Source organism: Bradyrhizobium sp. CCBAU 25338, assembly GCF_028128965.1.
Taxonomy (GTDB): Bacteria; Pseudomonadota; Alphaproteobacteria; order Rhizobiales; family Xanthobacteraceae; genus Bradyrhizobium; species Bradyrhizobium liaoningense.
Genome location: NZ_LFKY01000031.1, coordinates 36984 through 57157, shown reverse-complemented (window position 1 = coordinate 57157; position 20174 = coordinate 36984). Strand labels below are relative to the sequence as shown.

Below are 20174 nucleotides of genomic sequence, written 5' to 3'. Positions count from 1 at the left end.
TCACGCCTCAGCACTTTGAATAACAACGATTTTTCGGCTTGTCGCAGAGTCGCACACTATGGCATATTGGGGTCGGTTTTAAGGGGGATCGAAGCGCTTTTTGACCCCAGTTGCAGACCCCTGCAACCCATCTGCTGACCCCACTCCAAAGCCCAAGGGAGACCCCAGTGCCGAGCCTCACAGATGGCCAAATACGCCGCGCTCTTAAGCAGGTCGAAGAGGCCGGAAAGCAGCTGAGCCTTGTGGATGGCGACGGTCACGGGACGGGTCGCCTCATCCTTGTGATGAAGCCGATGCCAACCCGCGTCACGGCGGATTGGATGGCGCAGCAGTGGCGAGACCAGAAGCGCCTCAAGAAAAAGCTTGGCTCCTATCCCTCGATGAGCCTGAGCCAGGCGCGCGAAGTATTCAAGCGCGACTACGCCGACATGATCCAAAAGGGCCGGAGCATTAAGATCGCGGGCGACACGCGGCCCGGTACCGTTGCCGATCTATTCGAAGCCTACGTCGGTTCGCTCAAGGCTGAAGGAAAGCCTTCCTGGAAGGAAGCGGAAAAAGGATTGAACAAGATCGCCGATATTCTCGGCCGTAACCGCCCCGCCCGCGACATCGAGCCTGACGAAATCAGAGAGGTCATCCGCCCGATCTATGAACGCGGCAAACGTTCAATGGCTGATCACGTTCGCAGCTACATCCGATCGGCTTACAGCTGGGGCTTGAAGTCCGAACACGACTACCGCACCACGTCACCCCGCCGCTTTCGTCTCGCTTACAATCCGGCTGCAGGCATTCCAACAGAACCCAAAAACGTGGGCACGCGCTGGCTCAACGAAGAAGAATTCGTGCGTCTCTATCGTTGGCTCGAATGCCCCGATGCGCCGGTTCACCCGCCTTACACACGCGCTGTCAGAATTCTCATGCTGACCGGTCAGCGCGTCGAAGAGATCGCTCGATTGCATGTCGACCAATGGGATGCAGCGGAGCGAATAATCGACTGGTCAAAGACGAAAAATGGCAAACCTCACGCCATTCCCGTGCCAAAAATTGCGGCCGAGCTCATAGAGGCGATCAAACCGAATGAGCATGGGTGGTTCTTCCCGTCGGCGACCGATCCGAACAAGCCAGTCAGCCACGGTACGCTCTATTCATTCATGTGGCGCCAACGGGACCGCGAAGTCATTCCTGTGGTGACGAACCGCGACCTTCGACGGACATGGAAGACACTCGCCGGCAAGGCCGGCCTGTCGAAAGAGATCCGAGACCGATTGCAAAACCACACCCTCCAGGATGTTAGCTCCAAGAGCTACGACCGTTGGAATTATATGCCGGAGAAGCGTGTGGCCATGATCAGGTGGGACAAGTTCGTCCGCGAATTGCTGGCCAAGAAGAGACGGAAGACCGTGCTGCAAGAAGCCGCATAAGCGTCCGCCCCTCATCCCCCTCTCGCGACGACCCGCTAGCGCGGCCACAGCTCACTCCGAACCGAGCCGGAGATCACCATCGATTGGACATAGCATGCGCGGCCTGCGTTTCGCCTGCAGAACCTCGGCGATATCGGACTGAAGGGGGAGCCGAATGCGCATACAGCTACGTTCCGGCGCGCGGTGACTGGATCTCGCTTACTGATCATCGGACGCGATATGGGAAGTGGGCGCGAAGGTCATCGACGCCTAGGCGAAGACCTTCGGCGCGTTCGCCGAGATGACCGGGCTATCCGCCCCGAACCTCAAGCATATGCGCACGTTCGCTGATGCATGGACCGAATTTGTGCAACAGGTTGTTGCCTTATTGCGTCAAAAGGCCTGATCGGCGAAAGTGGTGTATCGCGTTTTCCGGAGATTTGTCGTTCGGCTGACCGAAAGTCCGACCAAGATGTTCTTAAGAGGTGCATGGCGATCTTGCTGTGTTCTTAGCCTGTCTTGCTATGCATACTCGGCATAGGGGCGCGACCGCAGTCATCGCAGCTTCTGAATACGACGGCTTCGAGATGCGCGACAGCAGCCAGGGCTGAGACCTCGTATCAGTTTCTGCCGACGAGCTCAGACCGAATTAGCCGAAAGATCTCGGCCTGATACAATGCATCGCGAAGGGCATCATGCGTCCCAGTCAAGACTGGTTTCAGCCTTTCGGCAATCTTGCTCGAGCGGGTATCGACCCAACGACAGCCGGTCGCCCCCATATACAGTGCCTTGATGTCAAGCGCCGTGAAGCCAAAGGGATTTCTTCCACAAAACCGATGGAAATAGTAGTTTACGAAAGACCAATCGAACGGCGCGTTGAACCCGACGAATACCGGCGTTTCATTTCGACCGGTGATCGTCGAGAGCCAGTCAGCAAAGGCTTGCATGCCATCGGCAGGCGCAAGCCCTCCTCGCGCGAGTTCGTCCAGAGACAACCCGCTCACCTCCAGGGCTTTAGGATCGAAGTTCTGGCTGGTTGGTTTCAGCTCGCAGGCGAATGTCTTTTCTGGCTGGTAGACGGAGCAGGCGCCGATCGACAACAGACTGAACTCGCCGGGAATTGGACCGGCGGCTTCCACATCGACCGAGACGAAGACCTCGCGCTTGTTGTTCATGAAATCAAAGGCTTCGCTTGAACCAGTGAGGGTCGGTTGCGGATGGCTTGCCAGTGTTCGCGGAAAGCTCGCCGCCTGTCATCCACAGTGCCCGCTGTCTTCCAATGCAGTCCCGAGAAGGTCGTAATGTCGAAAGGCAGACTCGCGCCTTCTCGCACCATTAGCATGGTCGGCAGGCCGCGGCCGAGAGCATATCCAAGCTCAAGAAAGCAGTTCGGCCGCGCCCCCGTGATGTCCGCGAGGACCACACTACTGCGATAGAGCTTCGCGAATATCTCCTGATCGATTCGGGAATGCTCATATGCCTGACGGCCGTCGATAACGACGAGGCGATAGCCCAGCTCGCCTTCGATCACTGGCTGAACCACGGTGTCGAAGTAATTCTGAACGTCAGCATAGTCGGGTAGATCAGGATTCAATAGCCGGACGGCAAAGGCCTTGGGACGCTCAAGTGACTCAAGGAGATCTATTAGCACGGAAACGCGATCGGAAATGGATTGTCGTGGCGGAAAGCGGATCTTGTTGATCCAGTCATGCACGTCTCCGTCCTCGACGATCTGAAACAGCCGCCGGCTCTGGCTGCTGGTCAGCCCGAAATTGTAGAGGCGTCTCGCGCCTGTCGTTTCGGGGCAGATAGCCAGGTTGAGCGGAACAACGGGCTTGCCCGCATCATGATAAAGATTGGCCAGGAAGAGGACCCCCTCGGAGCCACCCAGCGCGACCAAGATGTCACCGAAGCGCGCCTGCGCTTCCATGCGCTTGCTGGCCATGTTCCAGTGGGCAGCGTTCTCGATCTTGACCAGCGGCGAGGCGCGCAGCTCGTCCCAGAGAGCGCCATACTCCTCAGGAATTTGATCTTCTGACTTGTGATGCTGCACTGCGACTGCGAGCGGGCCCGGTACGTTTGCAGGCCGCAGCGTCAGATTACTCTTGATCGTCGTCCAGATCAGCCAGTCAAAGCAGATCGGCAGGCTATCGCATTTCCGCACCGGTTCAGCATCGACTGGAATTACGAAATTCGCGCCGCGCTTCACGAGCTCCTTGACCAAAGCGGCTACCAGGTCGCGCGCGGCGTTGACATCGCTAGCGGTAGCTACGGCCGCATCCTCAACGATGCTGCCGGAGATATGGATGCGCCGACCGAGCAGCGGAGACCGAGCCATCACTTGTCCTCCATCACAGGCGAGGCATGAAGCACTGCAGCCACTGACTTCAGGTGTTCGAACCGCAGCGGCTCCTGTGGGAAGGCTTTGGCCAGCGCCGCGGGATACAGTCGCGTGCGGATGTCCGAATAGGTCCACGCTGGATAACTGCCGCGCGCACCCGTTGCTGCCACCAGTTCCGAGATCTGGGTCGGGGGGAGACGCAGCCCAGAAAGATCCATCTGAAAGAGCTGCCGACGCTCTTCATCCGTCGGGCGCCTGAACTCCTCGATGATTGCGGCGCGTCGGCGGAGTGCGGCGTCGAGCACCGAGAGCCGGTTTGTGCAAAGGATGACAACGATGCGGCCGCCATATTGCCGGAGATCGTCGACGCCCTGGATCAAGGTGTTCACCGCCACCTTGTCCTCGTGATGGCTATGATCCTGGGCCCGAGAGGCGCCGAGACTATCGCCCTCATCGATGATCAGGATGGCCCGGCGAGTCTTGCCGGCCGACTGGATCACCTTGCGAAACGCCTCAGCGATGAGTGTTCCCATCTCGCCGACCATCCCGCTGCCGCGGACGCGGTTGGACAGCTTGAAGAGAATGGAATCTTCGCTTCGCGCCTCGGCCACGAGCTTGTTCGCAATGCACTCGGCCATCGCCGTCTTGCCGGTTCCGACATCGCCGTGAAAGATCACGAGCGGATACTGCTCGGCGACGAGATCACAGATCGCCAGTTTGCCGCCATGGTGCTTGCGGTTCCATTCGCCCAGACCGCCCACGTTCAGCAAGAGCCGAAGCTGATCATGGACGCGAGCATAGCGTGCAGCAAACCCCAACAGCGTGTTTTCCCGCCTGGAGAGCGCCTCACTTGGGAGTGGGGTTTCGCTATCAAAAATGCTCGGCTGACTCACTCCGCCCAATCCTTTCTTTGCACGCCATAGGCGTTGCTTACGTAATTGCGGCCGCCTGAAGAAGTCAGCGACGAATGACTGGTATCGTCGTAAGACGGTCCCCATCCCATCTTGAGCTTGTCTTTCGTGGCCTCGCGCGCTGTGCTTGTGTACGCATCGGTATGACTAAGAACGATGCGAAGATGCGCCCCCTCGACCTTCGGCCATCGGACGCCGCCTGGCCGGCTCGTCGTCAGAGACCCGGCATCGGTATCGACCTCGAACCTGACAGCTTTGACTTCGACGCCATGGCTGAACAGCGTGACATCGACCCATTTGAGATAGCCTGCTTTGGCCAAAACCTCGATGTCATGGGCGTAATTCGTTGCCTCAGTGGCAGTCCAGGCGCCGGTACTGTCGGCGATCATGATGAGATCCGCCTTGACGCGGCGCACTACATTTTCGACGTCGACATATGTATAGGTAGCGCTGGCACTCGCAGTTCTGGTCTGACTCATCTCAGTCCTCCGTCTTGAAGCGAGGACCGAAGATTTCTTTCCAGACCTCATTGTCATTTTCAGCGGATGCGAAATTGGCAGTTTCCCATGCCGCGTCCGCAGCCGCGACGATCTCCTTGCGCTCGGCCTCGGAAATCCGGCTGGTCACGTTGTTCAGGCTGTAAACCGGATCGAGGATGACCACCGGATCATTAAAGGTGCCGAACGGCGGGTTGTTCTCGGGAAAGCTGATCTGCTCCTTTAGACCCGATTGGGCGATATAGAGGAGGAAGTTGCGGAAGCGCTGCTCGATGCCTCCGGAATTGCCCTGCGTCTCCAGCACATGGGCCATGATCAACTCGATCGCGAACGACTTGAGCGGCTTGATCTCCGCATGATTGCGCCACTTCTTCGCCAGGCGCACTAGCGTGCGGAAGTCAGTGTCCTTATCCTTCCGGTCGCGGACGAACTTGATCTGGCAGGGAGCGCAGGTCTGGATTTTCGATCCATCATGGATATCGAACTGCCAGCCGTAACCGGGCCGCTTTTCATCCTCGATGACGGGGACGATATCCACGCTCAGCCCCGTGCCGACGAATGTCACAGTCGCGGCCTTGCGCTGAATCTCGAAATCTTCAACCGACTTGTTGGGGTACTGCTTGATCAGCAGGTCGTAGATAGTGTTGTTCAGATTATCGAGCGTCTCCTTGTCGGCGTCGCGCCCCGAAATGTAGAACACGACATCCACATCAACGGGATCGACGCTGGTCTTCCGCAGGATCGTGTACTTGGCGAACGAGCCCGCCTTCACAACCTTGGTGATCTTGATCTCGGTCTTGTCGCGCACGCCCTTGCACAGTTCGGCGATCAGGCGATCCACCTGCTCGTGATATTCCTTCCGCTTGTCGTCTGGTAGGCGCAGGACGTTACTGTCGTAGTAACGCAGTTCGGTATTGCTTAACGCCATTTCACCCCTTCCTTCCCGCTCGGCTACAGCCGGCGGGCGCCCTAATCTGGCGCGATCATGCCGCGAGCCGCCGTTGTCGGCTGGTTTACAAAACCGGCAACAGGGGCCAACATCGTTCCTCATATGCGGGCTGGTTTACCCGATTTCAAGGCTTTCCAGTTTACAAAATTGTACATATATCGTAGACTTGGAAACCAACAAAAGCGAGAGGAGGTCGCCATGATCGGAAACAAGCTGAAAGTCGCCCGATCGGCGTCGGGCTTGTCGCTGCGGGGTCTCTCGGACGCCATAGACGGGATCGTCTCAGCGCAAGCCATTGGAAAATATGAAAGAAATGAGGACATGCCGAGCTCACGTGTCCTCATTGCGCTGGCAAAGGCTCTCGGTGTGACGGAAGAATATCTCCTTAACGAAGATGAGATCGCCCTGGAGGGAGTGGATTTCAGGAAGAAAGTTGGAGCCTCGTCCAAGGAGGAGGCCGTCCTAGAGGCGCGTGCCATTCACATGCTCGAGCGTTATCTCGCGGTCGAGGATCTCCTTCAGATGCGCAGTATCGACTGGGAACAGCCGCGCAGCGCGCCCCATCCCGTTGCCGACTTGCGCGACGCAGAAGATGCGGCCCGCTCTGTGCGCGAGGATTGGGGGCTCGGCAATGACCCCATTCCCCAGCTTGCTGAACTGCTCGAGGAGCGTGGCATCAAGATCTTTTCGTTCGATCTCGACGATATCGACGGCCTTGCTGCCAAGGTCAGGCGCAAAGATCGTGCGGCCGCGCGCGTCATCGTCATCAAGCGCAGCACGTGGTCGGAGCGAAAGCGGTTTAATCTCGCGCACGAACTCGGCCATATGGTCATCGCGCCGTCAGGAGGGATTGACGAAGAAAAGGCGGCACATCGCTTTGCCGGCGCCTTTTTGGTGCCGGCCGACGTGCTGCGAGCCGAAATCGGTGCCCATCGTTCGTCGATCAGCATCGGAGAGCTTGTGGCTCTGAAGAAGCGCTTCGGCGTGAGCATTCAGGCGCTCGTCTATCGTTGCAAGGATCTCGGAATTATCAGCCAGGCGGCCTTTGCCCGGCTGTTCAAGATATTCGCAGAGCGAGGTTGGAGGACGGCGCCGTTTCAGGAGCCGGAGACGATGGAGCCGGAGCTGGAAGAACCCAAGCGCTTTGAGCGGCTGTGCTATCGAGCCCTGGCCGAAGGCATGATCGGGGAGTCGCGGGCTGCTGAACTACTGGGGATATCGGTTCGAGAACTTGATGCCAGATTGGATCAGGTGGCGGCTTGATAAGTCCCAGTTCTCGTCTCCGACACATCGGTCCTGATTGACCTTGAGCGAGCGCAGCTCCTAAAGGATTTGTTCCGTTGCCTTTCGAGTTTGCCGTGCCCGACCTACTTTTTGATCGGGAGCTGACCGGCGCACTCGGCGAGGAGCTGGTGGGGTTGGGACTTCGCGTGGAGGTCCTGACGCCTGACGAGTTAAGCCGCGCCACGACAGTTCGGCGGGGCAATGCACGTCTCTCTGTTCCGGATACCTTCGCCTTTGCGATCGCCGAGTCCCGCCAATGGACCTTGCTTACCGGCGATGGGATATTGCGAGAGCTCGCCGTCGCCGAACGGATCGATATCCATGGGGTCTTATGGCTATTCGACCAGTTCGCCGACGGCAATCACGTGGCTTTCAGCACGCTGCATGATGGTTTGAATACTCTCTTCTCCCATCCGCGATGTCGCTTGCCTTCGCAGGAAGCACGCCGCCGATTGGCTCGCTTCGCAGAGCAAATTCGCCAAGCCTAGGTCACATTCCCTACGAAAAACCTATTCCGCACGACGCAGTGGCGGGATGCAGCGCTACAACGGTTACAGAGGGCCACTGCCAATCTTCAGGCTCAGATCCTGAGCTGGAGAAGGGACTGCGTCTCATCGAAGGCGCTGCCCGGCACCTTCTCAGCGAAGGGGATGTTGCCATCTACGTCCGCACCAACATTATCGGTCGGATCGATTCGGACACGGTTCGTAGACTGGCGACAATGTCTGGCCGACGTAGATTGCTCCACCGATTTGCGTGCTGAAACATGACACGCCAGAGCTTTCAGCACGTCCTCGCTGCGTGGGCGCAGCTGACGCAGGGACGAGCATCTCGGCGTTGCCGCCGCGGTCGCCGTGCGGAAGCTCGGCGGTATAGCGAGCGATCGCGTAAAGCGGTCGATGGAGAGCGGGCTTGCAGAGGGCAAGATAGACAGCTGCGGCAAAGTCTTCGCAGACACGCTCATCCAGATGATTTCGACTCTTCAGAGAAAGAGAACTCTCGCTGCTCAGTGGGCTCCGGCGTCCAAATGCACCTCCAATAGCGCAGCCCACACGTGTGGCGCAGGATTCCAGAACGGTACGAAGTCGCCCTTTCGAAGCGGCGCGTGCCGCTGAGGCCGGAGCGAGCGGGGCCCAGCGCCCCGCCGGCTCGGCGAATTTGGGTCTATTCTCCGCCGTCGTAGAACAGCTCGAGCGGCAGCCCGACCAGCGCCTTGCCGATCCAGTCCCGAGCGATCACATTCGACGGTCCCATGGCGATGGCCGCCCGCGCGTCCCGGAAGGCGCGCTCGATGGGTCCGCGGTGATAGCCGTAACCTCCCGTGACCGTGAGTGCCGCTGCCGCGACCTTGTTCGCAACCTCGGCGGCATGGACCTTGAACTCTGTCAGAGGAATCAGGATCTCGCTCTGCGGCTTACCGGCTCGCCAGAGCTCATCAAGCCTTGCCGCAAGCTCCAGGCGCCACGGCCGCAACGTTTCGACCAACACCTTGGCCGCCCCGAGCTCCTGCCGGATGGCCTGATAGTCCGACAGGCTCTTGTTTCGATCCTTGTGAACGAAACTCGTGGCGTGTTTGACCGCTGCGTTCAATGCGCCGCGGGCGACGCCTTCCCAGACGGCACCGAGCCCGATCAGATAGACAGGGGACACGCCATCATAGATGATCTCCTTGCCCTGTCCCTCAGCGCCGAGTCGGTCACGCTGCGGCACCCGTACGTTCTTGTAGCGGATCGGACCTGAGTGATTGCCGCGGACACCGAGCGCGTCCCAAGGCTTGGATTCGATACCCTCAGACTTGCCGTCAACGATGAAGAAGACGATGTCGGTCTGGTCCTTGGCGCCCGGGCTGCGCGTCTGCACGACATAGAAATCAGCCTGGCCGGAGCTCGTTGTGAACGACTTTTCTGCGTTGAGAAGATAATTGTCGCCGTCGCGCGAAGCCTCGGAGAGGTTATACCACCAGTGCCCACCGGTGGCGCGTTCGCTGGTCGAATATGTGCCAAGCAGGCCGCCATTGTTCGCCTTGAGCCAGCGCTCCTTCTGGTCGTCGTTACCAAACAGACTGATCGTCTGAGCCGCGCCGACATGCATGACGTAGACGAGGCCGGTCGACGCATCGGCCTGCCCGATGCGGTAAGCGGCTTCGGCAAAATCAACATGGCTAAGACCGAGGCCCCCAAAGCGCGTTTCGTTCAACACGCCGGTCCAGCCGGCCTCCGCCAATGCCCTCAGATTTTCTTTTGGAAAGCGACTTTCCAGATCATTGCGATCGGCGTTGACCTTTACGGTCGCATCGATCGCGGCGTCCAGCCGAGAATAGATGTCAGAATCGGTCTTGCGCGCCAGATTGTTATTTGCCATTGGTCATTCTCCCCTGTGTTCGTCAAACCGTGACAACGGCATGGATCAGCGGCTTCTCGGCGACATCGATTTGCGGCGAACCGCCGAGGTAAAGGGTTTTGATGTCGTCGCGACTGCGCAATTCGGTTGATGCACCGGACAGCGCGCTGCGGCCGCTCTCAAGCACGACAGCATGGTCGGCAAAGCGCAGCGCAACCGTTGAATTCTGTTCCGCGACCAGGATCGAAAGCCCCCGCTCGCTGTTGAGCTGCTTCAGCGCGCGGAAAATGCCTTCAACGACGAGCGGCGCAAGCCCCATGGAAGGTTCGTCCAGCACCAAGAGGCGCGGATGTGACATCAGCGCACGGCCGATCGCGGTCATCTGCTGCTCGCCGCCCGAGGTGAGGCCCGAAACCGACCTGCGATGACGCTTCAGTCGTGGGAAAAGCTCATAGACCTCGTCCAGATCGGCGCGGATTGCCCTAGACTTTGCGCCGCGGCCAATGGCGCCGGTGATGAGGTTCTCCTCCACGGTCAACGAGGGGAAGCAATGCCGGTCTTCGAGCACCGGAACGATCCCGGCACGGACCAGCTTCGCGGGCGATGCGGACACGATTTCGCGGCCGTCGAAGATGATGCGCCCGGCGGCCACTTGGCCGCGCCGAGCCGGCAGCAGCGCCGAGATCGCCTGGAGCGTCGTCGATTTGCCGGCGCCGTTTGCGCCGAGTACGGCGACGATTTCGCCACGCCGAACCGCAAATGATACGTCACTCACCGCGCGGATGGCGTGGTTGTAGGTTGCCGCCAACCCTTCAACCGAAAGCAGAACGTCACTCATGCCCGGATTCACCCCGTCTGAAACTGCGGGAGCCGAGGCTCCCGCAGTAACCCAAGCGTTGCCTTGCGCTACTGGCTCACCGGTTCATCGCCGGAGGTCCGGATCTTGATGTTGTGCTCCTTCGCATAGGCGGCCGACGACTTCTCGATGATGGGCCGCAGGGACGCCCAATCCGGCGCAATCCAATCCGAGACGACCTTCCATTTGCTGCCATCCCATTGCTGGAATGTGACGCGGCCATCTCCCTCGTGATTGTCCCAGGTGACGTTAATCGAATGGAACAGACCCTTCGCGCCCAGCGCCTCCACCCGCGCCGGATCGAGTTGCAGGTGCTCGAAGCCCCAGCGGACCTCGTCACCGGTCAAGGTGCGCTTGCCAAACTTTGCCTGCGCAATCCGGACAGCTTCGACATTGAGGATGCCGTTCACGATCCCGAGGTTGTGATAGACGCTGCCGATCCGCTTCTTGTCATCGAGATTGCCCTTGTTCGCGCCATAGACGGTCTTGATGACCTCCTGAAGCACGGAATAATCGGCGCCGGAGGCCTGGGTCGTGATCGCGATGTAGCCCTTCGCGGCGTCACCGGCGGGAATGACATCCTCCTCGGAGTTGGACCAGACGTTGCCGATGATGTGGTCGGCGGGGAAACCGACCTTCTGCGCGGTCTTCAGCGCCACCGGATTCATCACACCCCAGCCCCGCAACACCACGTAGTCCGGTTTCGCCCGGCGGATGGAGAGCCATTGCGATTGCTGCTCATTGCCTGGGTGCGGGACCTCGATCTGTTCCACCTCAAAGCCGTATTTATCCGCCAGGCGCTTGTAGATCGGGATCGTCTCCTTGCCATACGGCGAGCCATGATAAAGCACGACGATCTTCTTGCCCTTCAGCTTGTCCGCACCTCCTTCTTTGGAGGCAATGTAGTTCACGATGCCGGAAGTCTCGCTGTAGGGATTGAGCAGCAGCGGAAAGACATAAGGGAACACGCGGCCGTCGGTCGAATCGGTACGACCATGGTTGATGGTAATCAGCGGCACCTTGTCCTTGGTGATGCGGTCGATCATGGCATAAGCGATGCCGACCGACAGCGGGTTCCAGGCCGCGATTCCAGGACGGCTCTTTAGCCGCTCATAGACCTCGACGCCGCGTTCCACTTCGTACTGGGTCTCACCTTCATCCCAGGTCAGCTTGACGCCGTTAACGCCACCATCGCGAATGTTGATCAGATTGAGATAGTCGATGAAGCCACCAAAGAACCCGGTACCGCCGGCAGCATAGGGGCCAACGCGATAACTCTGCAGCGGAAAGAACTGTTCGTCGGCATGGGCCGTGAACGTATTGGCAAGGCCTACGGCGAGCGCCGCAGCCATTGTGACCTTCAGACGTCTCATCATGTTCATTGCAAGCTCCTTTGGGTTAATCAGGTTTCAGGTCGGTTACGCCGGGCGCTTGGCCGGCCGGACGGCGGCGAAGGCGCGGTCCCAGAGGGCGATCAGCCCGCGCGGTTCTGCGATGAGAAAGACAATGATGAGCGCACCGATGACGATGCGCTGGCTCATCTCCAGGACGCCGGAATCGAACACGCTGCCGAGCAAGGCCGCGCCGACGCGCGACAGCAAGAGCGGAAACACCACGATGAAAGCCGCGCCGATAAAGGAACCGCGCAACGAGGCGAGGCCGCCAATGATAATGATGAACAAGATCTGGAACGAGCGATCGAGATTGAAGCCAGCTGGCTCGACAGTGCGCAAATACGCAAAAGCCCAGAGCACGCCGGCGACGCCAATAAGGAAGGACGAGATGGCGAAGGCGAGCAGCTTGGTGCGCAAGAGCGGCACGCCGATCACCTTGGCCGCGATCTCATGGTCGCGAACCGCGATGAAGTTCCGACCGGATTGGGAACGCAGCAATCGCAGCGTCAGCAGGGTCAGAACGACCACGATCGTCAGCGAGAAGACGTAACGTTCGGCGGCGCTGGTGAACGCGCTGCCGGCGATACTGAGAACCGGCGCATCTATTACCCCGGATGGATTGTCGTTGGAGAACCAGCTGAACTTGGTCAGCGCCCACTGTACGAAAAACTGCGCGGCGAGCGTCGACACGGCGAGATAGAACCCGCGCAACCGTAGGCTCGGCAGCCCGAATACGATGCCGATAGCCGCCGCGACGCCCCCGGCCAGCACCAGATCGATGAGCAGCGGCAATGCGGGGACACGAAGATGAAGATTGTACGCGGCGTAGGCGCCGACAGCGAGGAAGGCGGCCGAGCCGAGCGAGACCTGACCGGCATAGCCGGTCAGGACGTTGAGCCCGACGGCAGCAAGTGACAGCGCCAGAAATGGAGTGAGTACGGCGTCGAGCAGATAATCCGACCCTGCAAGCGGAACGATGCCGTAGGCGGCCACGATCACGAGGACGATCCACAGCGTCTCGCCGGAGAACCAGCTCGATTTGGCAGGAGTGAGGACTGGCACGACCTACACCCTCTCCACCAGCTTCTGCCCGAACAGGCCCGATGGCCGGATCAAGAGGAGCGCCAGTGCCGCGACATAGGCAGCCCAGGCCTCGATGCCGCCGCCAAAGGACGGTCCGACATAAACCTCCGCCAGTTTTTCGATTGCACCTACCAAAAGACCGCCAATGATCGCCCCTGTGATCGAATCGAACCCGCCGAGGACCAAAACCGGGAGCGCCTTCAAGACGACGAGCGACAGCGAGAACTGCACGCCGAGCCGTGCACCCCATAGGAGCCCACCGACCAGGGCGACGATCCCCGCCACTGTCCACACAGCGGCCCAGACGCGTGGCAGCCGCAGGCCGACCGCAAGCGCTGCAAATTGGTCATCAGCCACGGCGCGAAACGACAGTCCGGTGCGGGTGTAGCGAAAGAAGAGCGCAAACAGCGCGACCAGGCTTCCGGCGACCGCCGCGGCAAACAGGTCGAACCGGCTGATCAGCACGCCAGACGCCTCGAACGGCGTGTCGCTGATGCCGATGTCGAGGCCATGAACCTGCGTGCCCCATAGAAGCTGGGCTGCCCCTTCGATGACGTAGGAAAGCCCGAGGGTCGCCATGAACAGGGTGATCGGCGGCTGGTTGACCAGCGGCCGCAGCACCAACCGCTCGGTGGCGATGCCCAGCGCGATCATGATGACCAGCGTCGCTGCTAGCGCCGCAACGAATGGCGCGCCGCGCTCGACGAGACTGACGAAGGTCAGGGCCGCGAACAACAGCATCGCGCCCTGTGCGAAGTTGAGCACACCCGACGTCTTGTAGATCAGCACGAACCCGATCGCGACCAGGGAGTACATCACTCCCGAAAGCAGGCCACCGATCAGCACTTCGAGGAAAAACTGATAGTCAAACATCAGATCGCGAGCTCCGTCTCGTCCTCGTGTGTGACGCCGAGATAGGCATCGATCACCGCCGGATCGGCGCTGACCTGGTCTGGCGTGCCGTCGGCGATCTTTCGTCCGTAGTCGAGCACGGCCACGCGATCCGACAGCCCCATCACGATGCCGATGTCGTGCTCGATCAGGACGATTGTTGCGCCGAAGCTGTCGCGAGCGTTACGCACGTGCTGCGACAGCTCCCTCTTTTCGGTAAGGGTCACGCCTGCGAACGGCTCGTCCAGTAGCAGGAGTTTTGGCCGAGCAACCAGCGCCCGCGCCAGCTCGACCCGCTTCTGCACTCCGTAGGGAAGCGTTCCAGCAAGACGGTCACGAACCTCAGTGAGATGCAGGAAGCCGATCACGTCTTCGGCGGCCGCGCGATTCTCGGCCTCGATCCGTCTCGCCAGTGGCGAGCCGACGATCTGCCGCAATAACCCGGTCCTAACGCGGTGCGCCAGTCCCATCAGGACATTGTCGAAAACGGAAAGTCCCTTGAAAAGCGCAAGATTTTGAAAGGTCCGCGCCACGCCTAGGGCTGCAAGCTTCGACGTCGGCACTTCGCGAAAGGAGTGCTCGCCAAACCACACCTCCCCGCGGTCCGGCCGGTAAAGCCCGGTGACGATGTTGAGGAGCGAGCTCTTGCCGGCGCCGTTCGGTCCGATCACCGCCAGGATCTCTCCCTGGGCGACCTCCAGATCGACCTCACGTAGCGCTGCGACGCCGCCAAATGTCAGCGAAATATTCGAAAGCCCGAGCGCCGGCCGTACGGGTCTCACAGTCCGCTCCGCGTCCCCCTCCAGCGCCCCCTGGCGCCTTCCGGCGGATGTATCCGCGTATCGGCGTGGAGGGATCTCCTCCAGCCGAAACGCGCCCGCCCCTGTCGCAATCGCCGTCACGTGGCTGCCTCTCGTTTTGCCCCTATTCGGCAGCCTGAACGCGCACAGGCGTCCTTGCCTCAAGCTCGCGAACCAGCGGGATCACGTGCTTGCCGAAATATTCGACCTCTTCCTGGAAATGCAGAAACCCGAGCAGGATCAGGTCGGCGCCGGCGTGCTTGAGCTCGATGATCCGTTCAGCAACTTGCTGGGGCGTGCCGATCAGGTTCGAGCGGAAGCCGTCGTTGTATTGAACGAGATCCTGAAAAGTGGATTTGGCCCAGTTGCCTTCGCGCTCGGGGCTGGCGTTGCCCGCATTCTGGACCTCATGGTGGAAGCCGCGAACCGCATCGGGGATCGCCTTGTCGAGGATCTCCTGCAGCACCTCCTTGGCCTCCTTTTCAGTCTGCCGCACGATGCCGAATGCATTGATGCCGATTTTGGTCTGCCACCCCTTGCCGAAGGTCTTCTCCTTGGACCTGATGTCCTCGACCTGCGCTTTCAGCCCCTCTGGCGTATTTCCGTTGGTGAAATACCAATCGGACACGCGAGCGGCCATATCGCGGGCGGCCCGCGAGGAGCCGCCCTGGAATATCTCGGGCAGCGGATCGAGCGGCTTCGGCTTGAGCGAGTACTCGTTGAACCGATAGAAATCTCCCTTGAGCGTAAAGCTCTCCTCCGTCCAGATCCCGCGTAGAGCCTTGATGAACTCCTCCGAGCGCCGGTAGCGTTCGTCGTGGTCGAGCCAGGGTTCGCCGATCGCATGGAATTCGCCGCGGAACCAGCCTGACACGATATTGACGGCAACGCGCCCATTGGTGAGCTGGCTGATCGTCGCAATCTGCTTTGCCGCTACCGCCGGATTCCATGGCCCGGGAAGGAGGGCAGCGATCACCTTGAGCCTTTCGGTCGCCGCCAGCAGGGCGTGCGAGAAGCTGACCGGCTCATGCTGCTTGTCGGCTCCGTAGCCGGCCGTGAACCGGATCTGACTGAGTGCGTAGTCGAAGCCTGCCTTCTCGGCGATTTGCGCAAGCTTCCGGTTGTAGTCGATGTCCCAGCTAGTACGCTGCTCGATCGAAGAAATCACGAGGCCACCGGATACGTTCGGCACCCAGTAGGCGAATTTGATCGGTTTGTTGTTCAAAGACATCTTGCTTGTCCCTTGAGAATGACGCTTGCGGTGAAAGAGCGACGGCTTCAGCGAGGCAGCACCATGCGACCACGCCGCTCGGGACGAGCGAGTGCCGACACTGCCTACGTTATTGATTTCGAGGAGCTAGAGCGATCTCAGGCTAGATCGCTCCTGCGAATTGAGACGCCACTCAGAAACGACACGAACACAACTGATCGACAAGCTCGCGCATAACCGAATGCCTCACCTTGTCGAACATGTTGTTGCGCATCATCAGCGCTCCTGAATGGCACCATCGCCTGATGACCAATCCTCTCAGAGATTGTCCGACCCTACGAGTCCAAGACCCACTATTTTTCGCTGCGCGGAGATAAACAGCTTTCTTTTGTTTCGCAGCGAACGCATCGTTTGTTGCTTTGCCGGTGCAAGCTAATCATTCCTTCGCCAGCAGAAGCTCGTTCAATTGCTGCGGACGATCGGCGCCATCAGCATCTCCACTCGATATTCGAATTCGCCGACTGGCTGGAATATTCTTATCGCATTCGCCGGCTTCTCAGGTCACTTGCACTCTCAAGTGATTGGCAAGATCGAACTCGCATGAACGGACCGCTGTCCGACATGCACAGCACGCCTGGCATTAGGCGCAATCAAACGAAACGGCCTAAGCAGCGGAATTCAGCGCAGAATCAGGGTGAGGTCGGCCGAATGGCGATAAGAGCCTCGACTGTCCGCGCTTGCGTCCTACGCCGCCGTTGGCTGATCTAGCAATTCTCATTCACATCAGCGCAACTGTCTTCCTTGTCGCTCGAAAGCGTAGATCGGATTGATACCGCAATAGGCGTATGTGCCGGATGCAGTAGCCATGCACTGGCTATAGGTAGAGAACTGGCAGTTGCCCGGATATCCCCAAGTACGGCCCTGCAGGCAATAAACGTCCTGGCGAGCCGGTGGGATATAAGGATGAACCCGCGAAGCAGCGCTCGAACGCGATCCAAAGCCGACGAAAATGGGAAGTGCTAGCACTCCGATAACGAGAAGGTACCGCATGAGATCTCTTGCCTCCGTTAAGTTCGCTGAAGGATAGAGGATCTGAATTGAACCGTTTGATCTTAATCAATGGCAAATAACCGGTCCAGTCGGTCTATCGCCAGAAAGAAGGTTCACCCGTGACGGCGAGCACGAAACTTCAGTGAGACGTTGGGGTCGGAGCGGAGCACGCGCCACCGTCCTCGGTGCAAACTCGCTCGAATTTCGAAGCAGACTTCCGGCGGCATTCCGCGGCGGAACGCTTTTTCAAGCGCGACTTGGCGCCTCCGCGCGGCAGAGCACTTATATTGCGGACAAATCTAGGACCATTGCATTCGCTCCGACCGCGTGTTGCCGAGGACCTATCGCCCCACGGTCAGAGGTCACACTTGCGGGTACCTCAAACTGTTGCGCGGCCCTGCGCGAGAAATGTCTTGGTCGAATTGAATGCACTCAGATTTACCGCAAGTCGCCCCCTGATCGCATCCGGGTCTACGCGTTGCCGCGAATCTGCGGTGACCGTGTCGCTCAGCAGATTTTTTCTTTCATCGGTACGACGCTCCGAACGATCGTCTTGGATCCCGCCGAAATACAGTCTGGCTCTCCGACAATAGGGCACTATTCTTCGTGAGCGATGATTTTCGATCTACTGAGTTGAGCGGAGACAAGCAGGACGATGACCATTCACCTCGCGAGCCCAACCATCAGCGACGAAGAACTGGAAAAGCGATTCGTTCCGGTCTTTGAGAAAATCGCCGTGGGTGCGGTGAGCGCGAGCGAAACCGCACCCTCCCGTTCGAAGCGATAACACTGCTCAAAGAGGTCGGCTTTGGAGCCTTGCGGGTTCCGGTGGAGTTCGGCGGCCTCGGCGCATCACTTCGTCAGACCTTCGATCTGCTCATCGCACTTGCGGCCGCGGACTCCAATCTGCCACAGGCGCTGAGGGCACACTTCAACCTGGTCGAAGATCTGCGCCTGACCAAGGATGAGGCGGCCAAGGCGCGGTGGCTCAGAGCCATCGCGAACGGCGCTCTGATCGGGGTCGCGACAACCGAGCTAGGCGTCGGAGCTGTCGATCGCTACCGGACAGCGGTCACGTCGAACGGAGCCGGACTACAGCTCGATGGCACGAAATACTACACAACCGACACGCTGTAACTTGATTGTGGCGGCTGACCAGAACGGCAAGCGGATCGCTGTCATTGTCGATACCAGCCAGCCCGGCGTCAGCGTCCAGGACGATTGGGATGGCTTTGGCCAGAGATTGACGGCAAGCGGTACAGCTCATTTCAGGAATGTAGCGGTACCTGAAGATCGAATTCTTGGTCCCGGATATGGAACGGAAGGACGGGTGTTTGGAACGGCCTTTGTCCAGCTGGTCCTGCTTGCGACCCTCGCTGGAATTGCGAGATGCGCGGCTACTGAGACCGCGGACTGGATCAGGTCACGAGCCCGCACCTTTACACATGCCGTTGCCGATCTGCCACGGAACGATCCGCTCGTGCAACAGGTTATCGGCAGGCTGTCGAGCGCGGCTTTCGGTGCGCGAGCAGCAGTCCTCGCCGCCGTCGACGAGCTCGCAAGAACACTCGGAGGTCGACATCAAGACCCGCAACAGCTTGATGCGTCCGAGCGCGCGGCAGCGCAGGCGCAGGCAGTGGTCGTCAAGCTTGTTCTTGACGCCACCGCCGAGCTCTTCGAGGTGGGCGGAGCGTCTCTTACGTCAGAGAAGCTCGCGATTGATAGGCACTGGCGCAATGCGCGTACGATCGCTTCCCATAATCCAGTGAACTTCAAGCTCCGCGCAATCGGCGGCTATGAATTGAATGATGAAGCTCTGCCATACGCATGGAGCGTAGGTGTCCGCGCCGCCCGACAATACGGTAGCTAAACACTGGCGTTCCGGCAGCTTCTGCATTGCCGAGGCGCAGCTCGCTCGCCCCCGCGGATGCGACTGCCGTGGACGTCGACCTTCTACGGTGGGTTAAGGACGCGATGAGTGGCCGTCGTCGCCGTATCTCGGCGACTATGCCGGCTGCTGTAGCCAGGCGAGACGCTCGCCTGATCGACGGGCCTGTACCGTTCAGCGGTGAGCTAGGGCGAGACTTAAGCTCGCACTTCTTCTGGTTGGCATTGCAAGGATGCCAGCCACCCGATAAACGAGTCCCGCAACGTTGCTGGCGTTTTTTTTCGGGGGGGGCGCCAGGATCGGGGCCTGTAGCTCAATGGTTAGAGCCGGCCGCTCATAACGGTCTGGTTCCTGGTTCGAATCCAGGCGGGCCCACCAGAATTGTCGTTGTTGTTGTTGTCTCCCCCTCTCACCACACCATCATCAGCACCTGTCCCAGAAAATCTACGACGCTCCAAATTTCTTCGCTGGCTAAGCGATTGCCCCTGCAGGTGCATGGGCTTGACGGCGCTGCTGAATGGCCAGACTTTCGGGCTATGCTGCCGGACTTTCTCGAAAGCATGTGGTCGATCTGGGTGTGGTTTCGGGAGTTCTCCCGCTGGATGCGCGGCGGCCTCTGTCCTGGTCTCGATTTGTCGCAAAACATGATCGCGCGAGCAAAAGCGGACACGGCGGACGCTGCCATTACGTATCGGATTGCCGATCTCGACACGCTGGAACTGCCGGAGGCTGTTGCCACTTCCCCGATCATCGAGACGACGCAGGAATGCTGCATGGGAACGCAAAAAAAGCACAATGCGAACGCACTCAAAAGAATAATATCATCGGTTGATGGAGGGGGCGCTAAGGTCGTTGGTTGGCGACTTTGCGCAGTTCGCCGTTGAGGGGTAATTTGACCAGCCTGCGAGATGGGCGAGGTTATCGAGGGGCGAACATGTTCGACGTATACGTCAACGACAAACATGACTTGCTGGTGGTCCCGCAGGGCTCTCAACTACCCGTCATCGGTGCGTTCAGGAAATGGCGAAAAAGGAAGGCACGGGTGATCAGCGTCAGTGATGAAATCAAGTCGATTGTTCAGAAGCACGGCCATTACATGCGAAAGCTAAGCGATCTGAGAAAGTATTAGAGTATCTGTTTGCCAGCAGCAGATCACATCGCCCCCGCCAATGCAGCCACAGGGGCGGCGTCTATTGCAGACCTTTTAAGTTGGTCGTGTTTGGCTTCGAGAAGGGCATCGCCCCAACCTACATCGTTGCCGGCCGGACAAGTGGGTAGAT

General features: G+C 59.4%; 21 protein-coding genes and 1 tRNA gene. 9 read left to right on the top strand and 13 right to left on the bottom strand.

Features of this window, described 5'->3' with window-relative positions; all coding sequences use genetic code 11:
* Nucleotides 1-167: 167 nt before the first annotated feature.
* The gene (locus ACM42_RS11665) at nt 168-1421 is read left to right on the top strand and encodes a tyrosine-type recombinase/integrase (protein ID WP_128948143.1); all 1254 of its coding nucleotides are present in this window, start codon (nt 168-170) and stop codon (nt 1419-1421) included.
* A gap of 599 nt (nt 1422-2020) precedes the next feature.
* On the opposite strand, the gene ACM42_RS11660 is transcribed toward ACM42_RS11665, so the two are convergent.
* From ACM42_RS11660 to ACM42_RS11640, 5 genes are read right to left on the bottom strand one after another with little or no spacing between them, the layout of a single operon-like run.
* Nucleotides 2021-2575 carry a 3'-5' exonuclease gene (locus ACM42_RS11660; RefSeq protein ID WP_128948144.1) on the bottom strand — a complete coding sequence of 185 codons (555 nt, stop codon included), beginning with the start codon at nt 2573-2575 and terminating at the stop codon, nt 2021-2023.
* Complete coding sequence (locus tag ACM42_RS11655) at nt 2572-3738, bottom strand: hypothetical protein (RefSeq protein WP_128948145.1); 1167 nt, start codon at nt 3736-3738, stop codon at nt 2572-2574. Before ACM42_RS11655 ends, ACM42_RS11660 begins: the two co-directional genes overlap by 4 nt.
* Entirely contained in the window at nt 3738-4634 is an 897-nt protein-coding gene (locus ACM42_RS11650) for an AAA family ATPase (protein WP_128948146.1), read from the bottom strand. The genes ACM42_RS11655 and ACM42_RS11650 overlap by 1 nt, the downstream gene beginning before the upstream one ends.
* Nucleotides 4631-5131: an HORMA-1 domain-containing protein gene (locus tag ACM42_RS11645; protein WP_128948147.1), complete on the bottom strand. Its 501-nt coding sequence runs from the start codon at nt 5129-5131 to the stop codon at nt 4631-4633. The genes ACM42_RS11650 and ACM42_RS11645 overlap by 4 nt, the downstream gene beginning before the upstream one ends.
* Nucleotide 5132: 1 nt before the next feature.
* On the bottom strand, nt 5133-6200 hold the full coding sequence (locus ACM42_RS11640; RefSeq protein WP_271528060.1) for a CBASS oligonucleotide cyclase: 1068 nt from the start codon (nt 6198-6200) through the stop codon (nt 5133-5135).
* Between the two features lie 96 nt (nt 6201-6296).
* Between ACM42_RS11640 and ACM42_RS11635 the strand changes: the two genes are divergently transcribed.
* Together ACM42_RS11635 and ACM42_RS11630 are read left to right on the top strand one after the other, a co-directional pair.
* Nucleotides 6297-7361: a helix-turn-helix domain-containing protein gene (locus tag ACM42_RS11635; protein ID WP_128948148.1), complete on the top strand. Its 1065-nt coding sequence runs from the start codon at nt 6297-6299 to the stop codon at nt 7359-7361.
* Nucleotides 7362-7438: 77 nt separating this feature from the next.
* Complete coding sequence (locus tag ACM42_RS11630; protein ID WP_271528059.1) at nt 7439-7870, top strand: hypothetical protein; 432 nt, start codon at nt 7439-7441, stop codon at nt 7868-7870.
* A gap of 676 nt (nt 7871-8546) precedes the next feature.
* Here the strand turns inward: ACM42_RS11630 and ACM42_RS11625 are convergent.
* The 8 genes from ACM42_RS11625 to ACM42_RS11590 form a co-directional block, all read right to left on the bottom strand.
* Nucleotides 8547-9743, bottom strand: a complete 1197-nt coding sequence (locus ACM42_RS11625; RefSeq protein WP_271528058.1) for an acyl-CoA dehydrogenase family protein — start codon at nt 9741-9743, stop codon at nt 8547-8549.
* A gap of 22 nt (nt 9744-9765) precedes the next feature.
* Nucleotides 9766-10560 carry an ABC transporter ATP-binding protein gene (locus ACM42_RS11620; protein ID WP_271528130.1) on the bottom strand — a complete coding sequence of 265 codons (795 nt, stop codon included), beginning with the start codon at nt 10558-10560 and terminating at the stop codon, nt 9766-9768.
* Nucleotides 10561-10628: 68 nt separating this feature from the next.
* Nucleotides 10629-11951: an ABC transporter substrate-binding protein gene (locus tag ACM42_RS11615; protein WP_430641884.1), complete on the bottom strand. Its 1323-nt coding sequence runs from the start codon at nt 11949-11951 to the stop codon at nt 10629-10631.
* A gap of 45 nt (nt 11952-11996) precedes the next feature.
* Nucleotides 11997-12986 (bottom strand): branched-chain amino acid ABC transporter permease, encoded by a 990-nt coding sequence (locus ACM42_RS11610; protein ID WP_430641885.1) that lies wholly within the window; start codon nt 12984-12986, stop codon nt 11997-11999.
* A 51-nt stretch (nt 12987-13037) separates the two neighbouring features.
* Nucleotides 13038-13928, bottom strand: a complete 891-nt coding sequence (locus ACM42_RS11605; RefSeq protein ID WP_128948154.1) for a branched-chain amino acid ABC transporter permease — start codon at nt 13926-13928, stop codon at nt 13038-13040.
* Nucleotides 13928-14752, bottom strand: a complete 825-nt coding sequence (locus ACM42_RS11600) for an ABC transporter ATP-binding protein (RefSeq protein ID WP_442868923.1) — start codon at nt 14750-14752, stop codon at nt 13928-13930. Before ACM42_RS11600 ends, ACM42_RS11605 begins: the two co-directional genes overlap by 1 nt.
* Before the next feature lie 118 nt (nt 14753-14870).
* Entirely contained in the window at nt 14871-15977 is a 1107-nt protein-coding gene (gene sfnG / locus ACM42_RS11595) for a dimethylsulfone monooxygenase SfnG (protein WP_271528056.1), read from the bottom strand.
* A gap of 762 nt (nt 15978-16739) precedes the next feature.
* On the bottom strand, nt 16740-17006 hold the full coding sequence (locus ACM42_RS11590; protein WP_271528055.1) for a DUF3551 domain-containing protein: 267 nt from the start codon (nt 17004-17006) through the stop codon (nt 16740-16742).
* Between the two features lie 655 nt (nt 17007-17661).
* Here ACM42_RS11590 and ACM42_RS11585 point away from each other — a divergent pair.
* From ACM42_RS11585 to ACM42_RS11560, 6 genes are all read left to right on the top strand, one after another.
* Nucleotides 17662-17793: a hypothetical protein gene (locus ACM42_RS11585; protein WP_271528054.1), complete on the top strand. Its 132-nt coding sequence runs from the start codon at nt 17662-17664 to the stop codon at nt 17791-17793.
* Nucleotides 17790-18143: an acyl-CoA dehydrogenase family protein gene (locus ACM42_RS11580; protein WP_333921684.1), complete on the top strand. Its 354-nt coding sequence runs from the start codon at nt 17790-17792 to the stop codon at nt 18141-18143. Before ACM42_RS11585 ends, ACM42_RS11580 begins: the two co-directional genes overlap by 4 nt.
* Entirely contained in the window at nt 18109-18876 is a 768-nt protein-coding gene (locus tag ACM42_RS11575; RefSeq protein ID WP_271528053.1) for an acyl-CoA dehydrogenase family protein, read from the top strand. Before ACM42_RS11580 ends, ACM42_RS11575 begins: the two co-directional genes overlap by 35 nt.
* Nucleotides 18877-19196: 320 nt before the next feature.
* Nucleotides 19197-19272: transfer RNA gene (locus ACM42_RS11570), tRNA-Ile, on the top strand.
* A gap of 101 nt (nt 19273-19373) precedes the next feature.
* Nucleotides 19374-19778 (top strand): class I SAM-dependent methyltransferase, encoded by a 405-nt coding sequence (locus ACM42_RS11565; RefSeq protein ID WP_271528052.1) that lies wholly within the window; start codon nt 19374-19376, stop codon nt 19776-19778.
* 50 nt (nt 19779-19828) lie between these two features.
* Nucleotides 19829-20023, top strand: coding sequence for a hypothetical protein (locus ACM42_RS11560; RefSeq protein WP_271528051.1), 195 nt, complete (start codon nt 19829-19831; stop codon nt 20021-20023).
* Nucleotides 20024-20174 lie beyond the last annotated feature (151 nt).